We start from the raw sequence: 14,883 nt of genomic DNA, 5'->3' as shown, positions 1-14,883 counted from the left end.
GTTACCCGCGCCCCCCAAACCGCCGCGCCGCCAGGCGCTCAGGGGCGCGGGGAACTGCGCGGCCAGCCCCCGTCGGCCCGCAGCCGGCAGTGAGTCGTGCCGCGGGGGTTCGGGGGCCGCGTCCCCCGGGAGGGTGAGCGTGGCCGCATGGGGGCTACCGCGGGGGCGCCGGCGGTGGCACGCTGCCGTGCATGGGGGCACTGAGGCGTATACGGCACCGCGGCCCGGCGATCGCACTGACCGCCGTCTCGGCCGTGTTCGCGCTGGTCGCGTGTGAACCGGGCGACGGCCTGAACACCGCGGCCGTCGCGATCACCACCGACCAGAAGGGCACGAGCGAGCTGGAGAAGCGGGGCATCGACGTGCAGTGGCTCACCTGCACCGCCTCGTACGGCGACAAGGGCGAACCCACTCCCTCGGCGAGCGTCCACAGCGTGGCGTCCGTCGACTGCACGGGCGAGACCAAGGACGGCCAGGACATCAGCATCAAGGGCCAGGTGACCCAGGAGGTCAACGGCACCTGCGTACGCGGCGATCTCACCGCGACGGTGGGCGGCAAGGAGGTGTTCCGGCTGAACGTCCTCGGCAATTGCCAGGCGAATACGCCGCCCGCCAACAACCCGACGACCCCGCCGCCCGACCAGCCGGGGGCGACCGTCACCGTCACCCGGACCGTGACCGTGTATCCGAACCCGAGTTGCTCCTGCATCTCGGGAAAGTGATCAATGCGACGAAGCGGCCGGCCCGGGGAAGTGATCGAAAGCTCTGGTCGCGGCCGGGGACGGCTGCATAGGGTGATCGGGTGACACAGCCTGCATCCGCCGCATCCGCATCCGCCGCATCCGCCGCGACCTCCGCGTATCTCCGGTATCCGCACCTGCACGGTGAGTTGATCGCCTTCACCGCCGAGGACGACGTCTGGGTGGCGCCGCTCGACGGCGGCCGTGCCTGGCGGGTCAGTGCCGACAACGTTCCCGTGAACCATCCACGGATCTCCCCGGACGGCGCGACCGTCGCCTGGACCTCGACCAGCGACGGCGCCCCCGAGGTGCACATTGCCCCCGTCGACGGAGGCCCCGCCAAACGCCTGACGTACTGGGGCAGTTGGAAGACCCAGGTGCGCGGCTGGACCCCCGAGGGGCAGGTGCTCGCGCTCAGCACGCAGGGCCAGGCGAGCCTGCGCCGCAGCTGGGCCCGCGAGATCCCGCTCGACGGCGGACCCGCGACCACCCTCCCGTACGGGCCCGTCGGTGATGTGGCCCACGGCCCCGGCGGCACCGTACTGCTGTCCGCGCCCATGGGCCGCGAGGCCGCCTGGTGGAAGCGCTACCGGGGCGGCACCGCGGGCAAGCTGTGGATCGACCGGGCGAGCGAAGGGGAGGGTGAGCGCGGCGAGTTCGTACGGCTGCACGCCGATCTCGACGGGAACCTCGAATACCCCTCGTGGGTCGGGGAGCGGGTCGTCTTCCTCTCCGACCACGAAGGCGTGGGAGCCGTGTACTCGTCCCTCGCCGACGGGTCGGACCTGCGGCGGCACACCGGGATCGAGGGCTTCTACGCCCGGCACGCCTCCACCGACGGAACCCGCGTCGTGTACGCGTCCGCCGGTGAGCTGTGGATCCTCGACGACCTCGACGGGGCCGAGCCGCGCCGGCTCGACATCCGGCTCGGCGGACAGCGCGTCGACCTGCAGCCCCATCCCGTGAACGCCGCCCGCTGGTTCGGCGCCGCCGCCCCCGACCACACCGGACGCGGCAGCGCGGTCGCCGTGCGCGGAGCCGTCCACTGGGTCACCCACCGCTCGGGACCCGCCCGCGCGCTCGCCGCCGAACAGGGCGTACGGGCCAGGCTGCCCCGCACCTTCCGCGCCGACGGCGAGGAACACGTGGTGTGGGCGACCGACGCGGAGGGCGACGACGCCCTGGAGTTCGCCCCGGCGACCGGCGTGGCACCCGGCGCGACCCCGCGCAGGCTCGCCGCCGGACAGCTCGGCCGCGTCCTCGGACTCGCGATGGCGCCCGACGGCAGCCGGGCCGCGGTCGCCTCGCACGACGGACGCGTCCTGCTCGTCGAACGCGAGACCGGCGAGGTCCGCGAGGTCGACCGCAGCGAGGACGGTGAGGTCTCCGGGCTCGTCTTCTCACCCGACTCGGCCTGGCTGGCCTGGTCGCACCCCGGCCCGCGCCCGCTGCGCCAGCTCAAGCTCGCCAACACCGCCGACCTGTCGGTGACCGAGGCGACACCGCTGCGATTCCGCGACTACGCGCCCGCGTTCACCCTCGACGGGAAGCACCTGGCCTTCCTGTCCGCGCGGTCCTTCGACCCCGTCTACGACGAGCACGTCTTCGACCTCGCCTTCGTCGGGGGCTCCCGGCCGCACCTCATCACCCTCGCCGCCACCACCCCCTCGCCCTTCGGACCCCAGCGGCACGGGCGGCCCTTCGAGGCCCCCGACAAGGACGAGACGCCCGACAGCGAGGGCTCCCCGGCCACCCGGATCGACCTCGAAGGGCTCGGCGACCGCATCGTGCCGTTCCCCGTCGAGGCCGCCCGCTACACCGGGCTGCGCGCCGCCAAGGACGGGCTGCTGTGGCTGCGGCACCCCGTGCGCGGTGTGCTGGGCGCCTCCCGCGCCACCCCCGACGACCCGGACCCCAAGACCGACCTGGAGCGTTACGACCTCGCGCAGCAGCGCATCGAGCACCTCGCCTCGGACGCCGACGGCTTCATGGTCACCGGCGACGGCAAGCGGATCCTCCTCTGGACCGACAGCAAACTGAAGGTCGTACCGAGCGACCGGCGCGCCTCGAACGACGACGAGAGCGACACCAACATCACCGTCGACCTGTCGCGCATCCGCCAGAGCGTCGACCCGGCCGCCGAGTGGCGCCAGATGTACGACGAGACCGGCCGCCTCATGCGCGACAACTTCTGGCGGCCCGACCTGGGCGGCACCGACTGGGACGGCGTACTGGACCGCTACCGGCCGGTCCTCGAACGGGTCGCCACCCACGACGACCTGGTCGACCTCCTCTGGGAGGTGCAGGGCGAACTCGGCACCTCGCACGCGTACGTCATGCCGCGCGGCGGATTCGGGCACGGGGAACGGCAGGGGCTGCTCGGCGCCGACATCTCCCGCCACGAGGACGGCCCGCAGGGGGCGCCGCTGTGGCGTATCGACCGCATCCTGCCGTCGGAGACCTCCGACCCCGACGCGCAGTCGCCGCTCGCCGCACCCGGGGTCGCGGTCCGCGCGGGCGACGCGATCGTGGCCGTCTCCGGGCAGCCCGTCGACCCGGTCGCGGGACCCTGGCCGCTGCTCGTCGGCACGGCCGGCAAGCCCGTCGAGCTGACAATCTCCCCGGCGGGCGGCGGCGATCCGCGGCACGCGGTGGTCGTGCCGATGTCCGACGAGGAGCCGCTGCGCTACCACGCGTGGGTCGCCGACAGGCGTGCCTACGTGCACGAGAAGTCCGGCGGACGGCTCGGCTATCTGCACGTGCCCGACATGCAGGCGCCCGGCTGGGCGCAGATCCACCGCGATCTGCGGATCGAGGTGGCGCGGGAGGGGCTCGTCGTGGACGTCCGCGAGAACCGTGGCGGGCACACTTCGCAGCTCGTCGTCGAGAAGCTCGCCCGGCGGATCGTCGGCTGGGACCTCGCGCGCGGGATGCGGCCGACGAGTTACCCCGAGGACGCGCCTCGCGGGCCCGTCGTGGCCGTCGCCAACGAGTTCTCCGGGTCGGACGGGGACATCGTGAACGCGGCGATCAAGGCGCTGGGGATCGGGCCCGTCGTGGGTACGCGCACGTGGGGCGGGGTCGTCGGGATCGACAGCCGGTACCGGCTGGTCGACGGGACGCTGGTCACCCAGCCCAAGTACGCGTTCTGGCTCGAGGGGTACGAGTGGGGGGTGGAGAACCATGGCGTCGACCCTGACGTCGAGGTCGTCCAGGCTCCTCAGGATTACGCCGCCGGGCGGGATGTTCAGCTTGACGAGGCCGTCCGGATCGCGCTGGCGGCGCTCGCCGACAACCCGTCGAAGGTGGCTCCGGAGTTGCCGGGGGCGTGACGGGGGTTCGTCGGGTGCGGGTGCGGGTGCGGGTGCGTGGGGGCTGGTCGCGCAGTTCCCCGCGCCCCTGAAGGGGCGCCCCTTCAGGGGCACCCTCCCTCGGTACCATGCCGGGGCATCGATCAACTCGGGCCGAGGAGGCTGTGATGGCAGGGGAACCGCAGGACGACTGTCTGTTCTGCAAGATCGTCGGGGGGAAGATCCCGGCGACCGTCGTTCGCGAGACCGGGACGACTCTGGCCTTCCGGGACATAAATCCGCAGGCGCCCACCCACATCCTGGTGATCCCGAAGGTCCATCACCCGGACGCCGCCTCCCTCGCCGCCGCCGAACCGGCGATCCTCGCCGACGTCGTGCGCGAGGCCGGTGAGGTCGCCGCCGAGGAGAAGCTCGACAGCTACCGTCTCGTCTTCAACACGGGGAGTGGAGCCGGGCAGACCGTCTTCCACGCGCACGCCCATGTACTGGGCGGTCGCGGTCTGCAGTGGCCCCCCGGATAGTCGGACAGCGAAGAAGCCGGATAACTCGACGTGTCCGTACGTGAATTGGTGGTCCTCGGGACCGCCAGCCAGGTTCCCACCCGGCACCGCAACCACAACGGCTATCTGCTGCGCTGGGACGGCGAGGGCATCCTCTTCGATCCCGGCGAGGGCACGCAGCGGCAGATGCTGCGGGCCGGGGTGGCCGCGCACGACCTGCACCGGATCTGCGTCACGCACTTCCACGGCGACCACTCGCTGGGCCTGGCCGGGGTGATCCAGCGGATCAACCTCGACCGGGTGCCGCACGAGATCAGCGCGCACTACCCGCGCTCCGGGCAGAAGTTCTTCGACCGGCTGCGGTACGCGACCGCCTACCGCGAGACGGCCGCGCTCACCGAGGCTCCGGTGGACTCCGACGGGGTGCTCGCCACCTCGACGGCGTACACGCTGGAGGCGCGGAAGCTGTCGCATCCCGTCGAGTCGTACGGGTACCGGCTCGTCGAGCCCGACGGGCGGCGGATGCTGGGCGACCGGCTCGCCGCGCACGGGATCAAGGGCCCGGACGTGGGGCGGATCCAGCGGGAGGGGGTCCTCGGGGACGTCCTGCTCGACGACGTCAGTGAGGTGCGGCGCGGGCAGCGGTTCGCGTTCGTCATGGACACCCGGCTGTGCGACGGGGTGTACGCGCTCGCCGAGGGCTGCGACCTGCTCGTCATCGAGTCGACCTTTCTGGATGGGGACGAGCGGCTCGCCGTCGATCACGGGCACCTGACCGCCGGGCAGGCGGCCACCGTGGCGCGGGACGCGGGCGTACGGCATCTGGTGCTCACGCACTTCAGCCAGCGGTACTCCGATCCGGAGGAGTTCGAGCGGCAGGCGCGGGCCGCCGGGTTCGAGGGGGAGCTGACCGTGGCGCACGATCTGCTGAGGGTGCCGGTTCCGAAGCGTCGGTGAAACACCCGTACCATGCTTCGATGCCCCTCCCCAAAGCTGAACTGCACCTGCACATCGAAGGCACGCTGGAGCCCGAGCTGGCTTTCGCCCTGGCGGCCCGCAACGGGATCACGCTGCCGTACGCGGACACGGACGAGCTGCGCAAGGCGTACGAGTTCGCCGATCTGCAGTCGTTCCTGAACCTGTACTACGGGCTCATGGCCGTGCTGCGGACCGAGGACGACTTCGCGGACCTCGCCGACGCGTATCTCGCGCGCGCCGCCGCCCAGGGAGTGCGGCACGCGGAGATCTTCTTCGACCCGCAGGCGCACCTCGCGCGGGGCGTCGGCATCGGAACGGTGGTGGAAGGGCTCGGGAGGGCGCTCGACCGATGGGGGTCCCCCCGCTCGAGCGAAGCCGAGAGTGGGGGAGAGGCCGTGCACGGCATCTCCACCCAGCTGATCATGTGCTTCCTGCGGGACGAGTCCGCCGGGTCCGCGATGGAGACCCTGGAGGCCGCGAAGCCGTACCTGGCGCCGGGCGGACCGATCGTCGGCGTCGGCCTCGACTCCGCCGAGGTCGGGCACCCGCCGGCGAAGTTCCGCGAGGTGTACGAGGCCGCCGCCGCGCTCGGTCTGCGACGGGTCGCGCACGCGGGCGAGGAGGGGCCGCCAGCGTACGTCACCGAGGCGCTGGACGTGCTCGGGGTCGAGCGGATCGACCACGGACTGCGCTGCATGGAGGACCCGGAGCTGGTGGCCCGGCTGGTGCGGGAGCAGGTGCCGCTGACGCTGTGCCCCCTGTCCAACGTACGGCTGAGGGCCGTCGACGTACTGGCGGAGCACCCGCTGCCCGCGATGCTCGACGCGGGACTGCTGTGCACGGTCAACTCCGACGATCCCGCGTACTTCGGCGGGTACGCCGGGGACACCTTCGACGCCGTGCGGGAGGCCCTCGGGCTCGCCCCCGAGCGGCTGCGTGAGCTGGCCCGGAACTCGTTCACCGCGTCGTTCCTCGAACACGACGAGGAACGACGGGCCCGGTACCTCGCCGAGGTGGAGGCGTACGAGTTCGGAGCCTGACCGTGGTGGGTGGTCGTTCAGGGCGCGGGCGCCGACGGTGACGTGCCCGAGTTCTGGGGGCCCGCCGTGTCGAACTCCTGCCGCGCGGGCTGCGGGTGGTCCACGGTGATCTCCACCACCGGCTGCTCCACGGGGTGCTGTACCTGGTGCACCGGCTGCTCCACGGGGCCGCCGCGCAGGACCGGTTCCGGGCCCCGGAGCACCGGGCCGCCCGTGGTGCGTACGGCCACCGCGGCCAGTGGTACGGCCAGCAGGAGCAGAGCCGTCGCGAGGACCCAGCCCATCGCGGGATAGCCCGCCGCGGCCGACAGCAGGCTGCCCGCCAGGGGGCCGCACGCCGTGCCGAGCGAGGACGCCGAGCCCGCCAGAACGGCCCAGCGGCCGTGCGGGTCGAGCGACGCGGCCAGGCTGATCAGGTAGGAGAGGACCACCGGGTAGAGGGCGTTCCAGGCGATCTCGCCCACGGCGAAGCTCGTCAGACCGTCCGCGCCCGCGCTGACCACGATGCAGACCGCGATCAGGACGGTGCCCGCGCCGACGGGCAGCGCCCGGCCGATCCGGGGTCCCAGCGCACCCGCGCACAGCACGCCGAGCAGGCCCGCGCCGAGCGCCGCCGCGAAGACCACCCCGACCGTCGCCTCGCCCAGGCCCGCCTGCCGGGTCCCGATGTGGCTGCTGACGCCCCAGAGGGAGTTCTGGGCCAGGGACCAGCAGAGCATGGCCGCGGCGAGCACCAGGCCGGGCCGGCGGTACGGCAGCGGGGGCGGAGGCGTCGCAGCGGGGCGGTGGGCGGTCGCCCCGGCCGCACCGGAGCCGGTGGGCAGCTGGGCCGTCGCGGGCCATACGAGGGCCGCGGTGAGCGCGACCGCCGCGAGGGGCAGGCCGTGGCCCGGGCCCAGGTGGGGGACCGTCAGATAGACGGTCGCCGCGAGGGCGGAGACGCTCAGCAGACCGAGGGTCGTGGTGCGGTGGGGGTCGCGCCGGGCGGCCGTACCGGCCGCGGCGACCGTGGTGGCCGTACCGGAGCCGAGGCCGCCGACGAGCGCGCCGGCGATGACGACGGGCACGCTGGTCGACAGCGCGGCCGTGCCGTAGCCGAGCACGGCGAGCAGCAGACCCGCGCGGGCCAGCCGCCGGGCGCCCAGCCGGTGGATCCGGGAGGCGAGGGCGAAACCCGCCGCGGCCGAGCTGAGCAGCAGCAGACTGCCGACGGCACCGGCCTGGGTGGCGGAGAGGGGGAGGGCCGCGTCGAGTCTGCCGACGGTGGTGGGCAGCAGGTACGGGGCCAGATAGCCCGCCGTGAAAAGGGCGACGAGGGGCCAGGACGGAGCGGTGGTGCGGGCGGACACGGGCGTTCCCTGGGCGTGCGGACGGAAAGGGGGGCCATGCGAAGGGGAGTTGGTGCGGCCGTCGACGGACAGGAACGCGCGGGCAATTTGTATCAAGCGGAAGGGTGGATTCGATAAGGGAGAAGGTGTGATCTGGACCACTTGTTGTTTGGGAGATGGCGGCCCGGGTAACAGAGCGCGATTTCGACCCGTCCTGAGCCTGAACCGGAGCCTGGACGAGAGCGGGAACCGGCCTGTGGCCGACGGGACGCGAGGGCCCGGCGTGACCCTCCCCGCCCTGAAGAGCGTTTGGTGCACACTGGCCTGAATCCGCACCACTCAGGGGAGCGCACCGTGACCGCGTCCAACGGGAAGGGACCGTACCGACAGGCCCAGTTCGACCCACTCGCCGAACTGCGCCGCTCCGACGACCCGCCCTGGGACGTCTACCTCACCGGCACCGTCTTCCTCGACATCATCTTCACCGGACTCGACTCCGCCCCCGTCCGCGGGACCGAGTCCTGGGCCCGCGGCATGGGGTCCAGCCCCGGCGGCGTCGCGAACATGGCGACCGCGCTGGCCAGGCTCGGCCTGAAGACCTCGCTCGCCGCGGCCTTCGGGGACGACCACTACGGCGAGTACTGCTGGGACGCCCTGGAGCAGGGCGAACGCATCGACCTCTCCGCGTCCCGCACCGCGCCCGGCTGGCACTCCCCGGTGACCGTCTCGATGGCGTACGAGGGCGAGCGGACCATGGTCAGCCACGGCCACGAGCCGCCCCCGGAGGAGCCCGCGCCCGACTGCTCGCCCCGCGCGCGGGCGGCCGTCGCCTCGCTGACGCCGGGCACGAGCGCGCACTGGATCGCCGGGGCGGCGGAGCGGGGCACCCGGATCTTCGCCGACGTGGGCTGGGACGACACGGGCCGCTGGGACCTCGCCGGGCTCGCCGACCTGCGGCACTGCGAGGCGTTCCTGCCGAACGCCGAGGAAGCCATGCGGTACACCGGCGCCTCATGTCCCCGCGCCGCCGCGCACGCGCTCACCGAGCACGTACCGCTCGCCGTCGTCACGCTGGGTGCCGAGGGAGCGTACGCCGTGGACCGCAGGACCGGTGAGACCGCGGAGGTTCCGGCCATCGAGGTCGAGGCGATGGATCCGACCGGTGCGGGGGACGTCTTCGTGGCGGGGTTCGTGACGGGCACGCTCGCCGGCTGGCCGCTCGCCGACCGCCTCGCCTTCGCGGGGCTCACCGCGGCGCTGTCGGTCCAGGAGTTCGGCGGCTCGCTGTCCGCGCCCGGCTGGTCGGAGATCGCCGCCTGGTGGCGCCGCGTGCAGTCCTACGACCATCAGGACCCCGCGGCGCTCGGCCGGTACGCCTTCCTGGAACCGCTGCTTCCGGAGAGCGCCCGGGCCTGGCCCCTGAGACGGGCCGTACCGACGATCGGATTCCGCAGATCCGCGTGACACCGGATGCGGGTGGCCGGACGGGGGACAGGGCACGCGAGACGGAGGACGGGGGCCGGCACCCGGGGCCGCCCCTGGTGCCACAGGTGCGGCGGAAAAGTCCTACGGTGTTGTCGGTGCCCCGACGTACTCTTGGAGACACAAGGCTGCCGTACCGGCAAGCGTGCCTCACCGAGGAGGATGAGCAGGCCTACAGAGCCGGCCCATGACGCAGACACCCACAGCTCACAGCCCCGCGCAGGGGCAGTCACGAGCCCAGTTCACCGTCCCCGCGGCGCACCCCATGGTGACCGTGCTCGGATCGGGCGACGTCCTCCTGCGCGTGATCGAGAAGGCCTTCCCGGCGGCCGACATCCACGTCCGGGGCAATGAGATCAGCGCCATCGGCGACGCCCGTGAAGTGGCCCTCGTCCAGCGACTGTTCGACGAGATGATGCTGGTGCTCCGCACCGGACAGCCGATGACGGAGGACGCGGTGGAACGCTCGATCGCCATGCTGCGGGCGACTGAGAACGGGGAGGGCGACGGCCCGGAGACCCCCGCCGAGGTCCTCACCCAGAACATCCTGTCCTCGCGCGGACGCACCATCCGCCCCAAGACGCTCAACCAGAAGCGGTACGTCGACGCCATAGACAAGCACACCATCGTCTTCGGCATCGGCCCCGCCGGTACCGGCAAGACCTACCTCGCCATGGCCAAGGCCGTCCAGGCCCTCCAGGCCAAGCAGGTCAGCCGCATCATCCTGACCCGCCCGGCGGTCGAGGCGGGGGAACGGCTCGGCTTCCTGCCGGGCACGCTCTACGACAAGATCGACCCCTACCTGCGCCCGCTCTACGACGCCCTGCACGACATGCTCGACCCGGACTCGATCCCGCGCCTGATGGCGGCGGGCACGATCGAGGTCGCGCCGCTGGCGTACATGCGGGGTAGGACGCTCAATGACGCCTTCATCATTCTGGACGAGGCGCAGAACACCAGTGCCGAGCAGATGAAGATGTTCCTCACCCGGCTCGGTTTCGATTCGAAGATCGTGGTCACGGGTGATGTGACGCAGGTCGACCTGCCGAGCGGCACCAAGTCCGGTCTGCGTCAGGTCCAGGACATCCTGGAGGGCCTCGACGACGTCCACTTCTCGCGGCTCACGACCCAGGACGTCGTCCGGCACAAGCTGGTCGGCCGTATCGTCGACGCGTACGAGAAGTACGACAGCCAGAACGGCACGGAGAACGGCACCCACAAGGGCGCCCGTACCAAACGGAAGTAGACCAGCGCGACCATGTCGATCGACGTCAACAACGAGTCCGGGACCGAGGTCGACGAGCAGGCGATCCTCGACATCGCCCGCTACGCCCTCGCGCGGATGCGCATCCACCCGCTCTCCGAGCTCTCGGTGATCGTCGTGGACACCGACGCCATGGAGCAGCTGCACATCCAGTGGATGGACCTGCCGGGCCCCACGGACGTCATGTCGTTCCCGATGGACGAGCTCCGGCCGCCCGCGAAGGACGACGAGGAGCCGCCGCAGGGGCTGCTCGGTGACATCGTGCTGTGCCCGGAGGTCGCCGAGCAGCAGGGCAAGGACGCCGAGACGCAGCACTCCATGGACGAGGAGCTCCAGCTCCTCACCGTCCACGGAGTGCTGCACCTGCTCGGGTACGACCACGAGGAGCCCGACGAGAAGGCCGAGATGTTCGGTCTGCAGGCCGCCATCGTGGACGGCTGGCGTGCGGAGAAGGGCCTCGAAGGCCCCTCCCCGGCCCCGACCGTCTCATGAGCCCGCAACTGGTCCTGGGCGCCATCGCCCTGGTCGTGATCGCCTGGCTCGCCGCCTGCGCGGAGGCCGGCCTCGCCCGCGTCTCCAGCTTCCGCGCCGAGGAGGCGGTACGGTCCGGCCGCCGCGGCAGCGCGAAGCTCGCCCAGGTCGCCGCCGACCCGACCCGCTATCTGAACGTGGCCCTGCTGGTGCGCGTCGCGTGCGAGATGGCGTCCGCCGCCCTCGTCACGTACGCCTGCCTGAAGGAGTTCGCCGAGACCTGGCAGGCGCTGGCCGTCGCCATCGGCGTGATGGTCCTCGTCTCGTACGTCGCCGTCGGGGTCTCGCCGCGCACCATCGGCCGCCAGCACCCCCTGAACACGGCGACGGCGGCGGCGTACGTGCTGCTGCCCCTGGCCCGGATCATGGGACCGGTCCCGCCGCTGCTCATCCTCATCGGCAACGCGCTCACGCCCGGCAAGGGCTTCCGGCGCGGGCCCTTCGCCTCCGAGGCCGAGCTGCGCGCGATGGTCGACCTGGCGGAGAAGGAGTCGCTCATCGAGGACGAGGAGCGCCGCATGGTGCACTCCGTCTTCGAACTGGGCGACACGCTGGTCCGGGAGGTCATGGTCCCGCGCACCGACCTGGTGGTCATCGAGCGGTACAAGACCATCCGGCAGGCGCTGACCCTCGCCCTGCGCTCCGGATTCTCGCGGGTGCCCGTCACCGGGGAGAGCGAGGACGACATCGTCGGGATCGTGTACCTGAAGGACCTGGCCCGCAAGACGCACATCAGCCGGGACGCGGAGAGCGAGCTGGTGTCCACGGCCATGCGGCCCGCCGCGTTCGTCCCGGACACGAAGAACGCCGGTGACCTGCTGCGCGAGATGCAGCAGGACCGCAATCACGTCGCCGTCGTCATCGACGAGTACGGCGGCACGGCCGGCATCGTCACCATCGAGGACATCCTTGAGGAGATCGTCGGCGAGATCACCGACGAGTACGACCGTGAGCTGCCGCCCGTGCAGGACCTCGGCGACGACCGCTACCGGGTGACCGCCCGGCTCGACATCGGTGACCTCGGCGAGCTGTACGGCTTCGAGGCGTACGACGACGAGGACGTGGAGACGGTCGGCGGGCTCCTCGCGAAGGCGCTCGGCCGCGTGCCCATCGCCGGCGCGTCCTCGGTCGTCGAACTGCCCGACGGCCGCGAACTGCTGCTGACGGCCGAGGCGTCGGCGGGACGCCGGAACAAGATCGTCACGGTGCTGGTCGAGCCGGTCGTCGCGGCCGACGCCGGTGCCGACGTCCCGGAGGAGAAGCCGGAGTGACCCCGAAGGAGCTGCGCGCGCTCTGTCTGTCCTTCAACGCCGCCGTGGAGGAGTTCCCCTTCAACCCGGAGACCTCCGTCTTCAAGGTGCTGGGGAAGATGTTCGCGCTCAGCTCCCTGGAGGGCAGTCCGCTCACCGTCAACCTGAAGTGCGACCCCGAGGACGCGGTGCGGCTGCGCGGCGAGCACGACGGGCTGATCGTTCCGGGCTGGCACATGAACAAGCGCCACTGGAACACGGTGACCGTGGACGGCCCGCTGCCCGCGCGGCTGGTCCGGGAGCTGGTCGAGGACTCGTACGACCTGGTGGTGGCGGGGTTGCCGCGGGCCGAGCGGTTGCGGCTCGACCGGCCCTGAGCTGCCGTGCGACGCCCTACGTATGCTCTGGGCATGACCGACAGCACCGCGCTCGAACCCGAGGACCGCAAGATCGTCACCCTGGCCCGTGCGGCCCGGGCCCGCAACGGGGTGCCCGAGGGGGCTGCCGTACGGGACGACAACGGCCGTACGTATGTGGCGGGCACCGTCGCACTGCCCTCCCTGCGGCTGAGCGCGCTGCGGACCGCGGTGGCGATGGCCGTGGCGTCCGGGGCGACGTCCTTGGAGGCGGCGGCGGTTGTGGTCGGCGAGGGCGAGTCCTCGTCCCTGACGGACGACGACCTCGCGGCGGTGCGGGATCTCGGCGGTGCGGCTACGCCGGTGTTCGTCGCGGGGGCGGACGGGGTGGTGCGGGCGGTGCGGACCGCGGGGTGAGGGTTTTCGCCTGCGGGCCCGGTGGGGGCTGGTCGCGCAGTTCCCCGCGCCCCTGGGGATCTGGGGGCGCGGGGAACGGCGCAATCTTTTGCGGTGGTGGGGTCAGGGGGTCAGTTGTTGTTGGACTGCCTGGGCGTCCATCAGGTAGTTCATCTCGTAGAACCTGCCGTCACGCACCTTGTGGAAGGCGAACTCCGCGTACTCCACCGTGGCGCCGGTCGGCTGCACGCCGAACCATTCCTTCGCGGGCGTACCCCTGTTGAACAGCCGGGACGCCACCCGGTCCCCGTCGACGGCCAGGTCCTCGACCCGCCAGGTGAAGTCCGGGACCGCGTCGGTGTGTTCCGTCTGGGCCGCGATGACATCGTCCCGCGTGACCGGCCGGCCGTTCATCAGGACTTCGTCGTGGACGAACTCGGTCATGCGGTGGAACTCGTGCGCGTTGAGCGCGTCGATGTAGCGCTGGAAGAAGTCGCGCAGTTCGGTGTCGGACATGGCTGGCACAGCTGACATGGCTGCCTCTCGGTCATCCGGATCGGGGGGTGTTCGGTCAGATCTGGTTCATGCCGCCGTCGACGTAGAGATTCGCGCCGTAGACGAAGCTGCTGTCCGACGAGGCGAGGAAGGCCACCGCGGAGGCGATCTCGTCCGGGTCCGCGAACCGCTTCGGGGGCAGCCCGGCCGCGACGGTCTCCAGCATCTCCTTGGCGCGGTCGCCGAAAGCCGCGTCCCACATCGCGGTGTTCACCGGGCCCGGTGAGATCGCGTTGACCCGGACACCCCGGCTGCCGAGCTCGTCGGCCCAGGCGCGGGCGTACGCCCGGACGGCCGCCTTCGACGCGCCGTAGGCGCTCATGCCCGCGCCACCTCCTTCGGCGGCGGTGGAGGAGGTGAGGATCACCGAGGCGCCGTCGTTGAGCAGCGGGAGGGCCTTCTGCACGGTGAGGAAGGTGCCCTTGACGTTGATGTCGAAGATCGCGTCATGGGTGGCCTCGGTGAGTTCGTCCAAGGTGGCGATGTGGTTGATGCCGGCGTTGGCGAACAGCACGTCCAGGCCCTGGCCGTGCTCCCGTACGCGCTCGTACAGGCGGTCCACGTCGGCCGCGACGCTGACGTCGCCGGGGACCGCGGTGGCGTTGCCGATGGTGGCGACGGCCTTCTCCAGCTCGGTCCTGCGGCGGCCGGTGATGAAGACGTGCGCGCCTTCGGTTGCGAGCCGTCTCGCTGTCGCCAGGCCGATTCCGGTGCTGCCGCCGGTGACGACTGCGGTCTTGCCCTCAAGCTTCCCCATGGCTTTGACCTTCCCAAAGTTCGGTACCGATCGATACTGAAGAGGACTGTAACATCTTCTGCACCGACCGGTACGGAAGGGTGGTGGGCGGTCGTTGGGGGTTCCGTCTGCGGGCCCGGTGGGGGCTGGCCGCGCCGTTCCCCGCGCCCCTAAAAGCCAAAAGACTGCGCAGTTCCCCGCGCCCCTCGGAGCGGGGCTGCGCCCCAGCTCTCGGCCGCGCGCGGGCGACGGCGGGTGGCGGGCGTTTCAGGGGCGCGGGGAACGGCGCAATCTTTGAGGCGCGGCGGGCGACGGAGGGCGGGTTGGTCGTTTTTAGGGGCGCGGGGAACGGCGCAATCTTTGAGGCGCGGCGGGTGACGGAGGGCGGGTTGGTCGTTTTTAGGGGCGCGGGGAAC

At 71.8% G+C, this 14,883-nt stretch carries 14 protein-coding genes; 11 read left to right on the top strand and 3 right to left on the bottom strand.

Annotation, left to right across the window (positions count from 1 at the left end; all coding sequences use genetic code 11):
- Positions 1–191 precede the first annotated feature (191 nt).
- The 5 genes from ACFVH5_RS40590 to ACFVH5_RS40570 all read left to right on the top strand — a co-directional run bounded on the left by ACFVH5_RS40590 (position 192) and on the right by ACFVH5_RS40570 (position 6,569).
- Positions 192–722 (top strand): hypothetical protein, encoded by a 531-nt coding sequence (locus ACFVH5_RS40590; RefSeq protein WP_384814801.1) that lies wholly within the window; start codon positions 192–194, stop codon positions 720–722.
- Positions 723–802: 80 nt separating this feature from the next.
- On the top strand, positions 803–4,072 hold the full coding sequence (locus ACFVH5_RS40585; RefSeq protein ID WP_385838697.1) for a S41 family peptidase: 3,270 nt from the start codon (positions 803–805) through the stop codon (positions 4,070–4,072).
- 146 nt (positions 4,073–4,218) lie between these two features.
- Positions 4,219–4,572, top strand: a complete 354-nt coding sequence (locus tag ACFVH5_RS40580) for a histidine triad nucleotide-binding protein (protein ID WP_384814796.1) — start codon at positions 4,219–4,221, stop codon at positions 4,570–4,572.
- A 30-nt stretch (positions 4,573–4,602) separates the two neighbouring features.
- Entirely contained in the window at positions 4,603–5,508 is a 906-nt protein-coding gene (locus tag ACFVH5_RS40575) for a ribonuclease Z (protein WP_385838695.1), read from the top strand.
- A gap of 20 nt (positions 5,509–5,528) precedes the next feature.
- Positions 5,529–6,569, top strand: a complete 1,041-nt coding sequence (locus ACFVH5_RS40570; RefSeq protein WP_385838694.1) for an adenosine deaminase — start codon at positions 5,529–5,531, stop codon at positions 6,567–6,569.
- Positions 6,570–6,586: 17 nt separating this feature from the next.
- Here ACFVH5_RS40570 and ACFVH5_RS40565 read toward each other — a convergent pair whose 3' ends face one another.
- A complete protein-coding gene (locus tag ACFVH5_RS40565) occupies positions 6,587–7,918 on the bottom strand; it encodes an MFS transporter (protein ID WP_385838693.1) in 1,332 nt (443 codons plus the stop codon).
- Positions 7,919–8,251: 333 nt separating this feature from the next.
- On the opposite strand from ACFVH5_RS40565, the gene ACFVH5_RS40560 reads away from it, so the two are divergent.
- The 6 genes from ACFVH5_RS40560 to ACFVH5_RS40535 all read left to right on the top strand — a co-directional run bounded on the left by ACFVH5_RS40560 (position 8,252) and on the right by ACFVH5_RS40535 (position 13,197).
- Entirely contained in the window at positions 8,252–9,361 is a 1,110-nt protein-coding gene (locus ACFVH5_RS40560; RefSeq protein WP_385838692.1) for a carbohydrate kinase family protein, read from the top strand.
- A 205-nt stretch (positions 9,362–9,566) separates the two neighbouring features.
- Complete coding sequence (locus tag ACFVH5_RS40555) at positions 9,567–10,625, top strand: PhoH family protein (protein WP_385838691.1); 1,059 nt, start codon at positions 9,567–9,569, stop codon at positions 10,623–10,625.
- A gap of 12 nt (positions 10,626–10,637) precedes the next feature.
- The gene (gene ybeY, locus ACFVH5_RS40550) at positions 10,638–11,135 is read left to right on the top strand and encodes an rRNA maturation RNase YbeY (protein ID WP_210882729.1); all 498 of its coding nucleotides are present in this window, start codon (positions 10,638–10,640) and stop codon (positions 11,133–11,135) included.
- Entirely contained in the window at positions 11,132–12,445 is a 1,314-nt protein-coding gene (locus tag ACFVH5_RS40545; RefSeq protein ID WP_385838689.1) for a hemolysin family protein, read from the top strand. Before ybeY ends, ACFVH5_RS40545 begins: the two co-directional genes overlap by 4 nt.
- Positions 12,442–12,801, top strand: a complete 360-nt coding sequence (locus tag ACFVH5_RS40540; protein WP_385838688.1) for an MmcQ/YjbR family DNA-binding protein — start codon at positions 12,442–12,444, stop codon at positions 12,799–12,801. Before ACFVH5_RS40545 ends, ACFVH5_RS40540 begins: the two co-directional genes overlap by 4 nt.
- 33 nt (positions 12,802–12,834) lie before the next feature.
- Entirely contained in the window at positions 12,835–13,197 is a 363-nt protein-coding gene (locus ACFVH5_RS40535; RefSeq protein ID WP_385838687.1) for a cytidine deaminase, read from the top strand.
- Between the two features lie 102 nt (positions 13,198–13,299).
- On the opposite strand, the gene ACFVH5_RS40530 is transcribed toward ACFVH5_RS40535, so the two are convergent.
- Positions 13,300–13,710, bottom strand: coding sequence for an ester cyclase (locus ACFVH5_RS40530; RefSeq protein ID WP_384814773.1), 411 nt, complete (start codon positions 13,708–13,710; stop codon positions 13,300–13,302).
- Positions 13,711–13,747: 37 nt separating this feature from the next.
- Positions 13,748–14,488 carry an SDR family NAD(P)-dependent oxidoreductase gene (locus ACFVH5_RS40525; RefSeq protein WP_385838685.1) on the bottom strand — a complete coding sequence of 247 codons (741 nt, stop codon included), beginning with the start codon at positions 14,486–14,488 and terminating at the stop codon, positions 13,748–13,750.
- Between the last annotated feature and the right edge of the window lie 395 nt (positions 14,489–14,883).

This window comes from Streptomyces sp. NPDC127119 (genome assembly GCF_042677425.1).
Taxonomy (GTDB): domain Bacteria; phylum Actinomycetota; class Actinomycetes; order Streptomycetales; family Streptomycetaceae; genus Streptomyces.
Note: the sequence above shows the minus strand (reverse complement) of the source record. Positions and strands in the feature narration are given on the sequence as shown.

Coding starts and splice junctions, on each gene's coding strand:
- ACFVH5_RS40535 (WP_385838687.1), top strand. CDS start 12,835: ATGACCGACAGCACCGCGCTCGAACCCGAGGACCGCAAGATCGTCACC.
- ACFVH5_RS40570 (WP_385838694.1), top strand. CDS start 5,529: ATGCCCCTCCCCAAAGCTGAACTGCACCTGCACATCGAAGGCACGCTG.
- ACFVH5_RS40530 (WP_384814773.1), bottom strand. CDS start 13,710: ATGTCAGCTGTGCCAGCCATGTCCGACACCGAACTGCGCGACTTCTTC.
- ACFVH5_RS40525 (WP_385838685.1), bottom strand. CDS start 14,488: ATGGGGAAGCTTGAGGGCAAGACCGCAGTCGTCACCGGCGGCAGCACC.
- ACFVH5_RS40580 (WP_384814796.1), top strand. CDS start 4,219: ATGGCAGGGGAACCGCAGGACGACTGTCTGTTCTGCAAGATCGTCGGG.
- ybeY (WP_210882729.1), top strand. CDS start 10,638: ATGTCGATCGACGTCAACAACGAGTCCGGGACCGAGGTCGACGAGCAG.
- ACFVH5_RS40555 (WP_385838691.1), top strand. CDS start 9,567: ATGACGCAGACACCCACAGCTCACAGCCCCGCGCAGGGGCAGTCACGA.
- ACFVH5_RS40590 (WP_384814801.1), top strand. CDS start 192: ATGGGGGCACTGAGGCGTATACGGCACCGCGGCCCGGCGATCGCACTG.
- ACFVH5_RS40545 (WP_385838689.1), top strand. CDS start 11,132: ATGAGCCCGCAACTGGTCCTGGGCGCCATCGCCCTGGTCGTGATCGCC.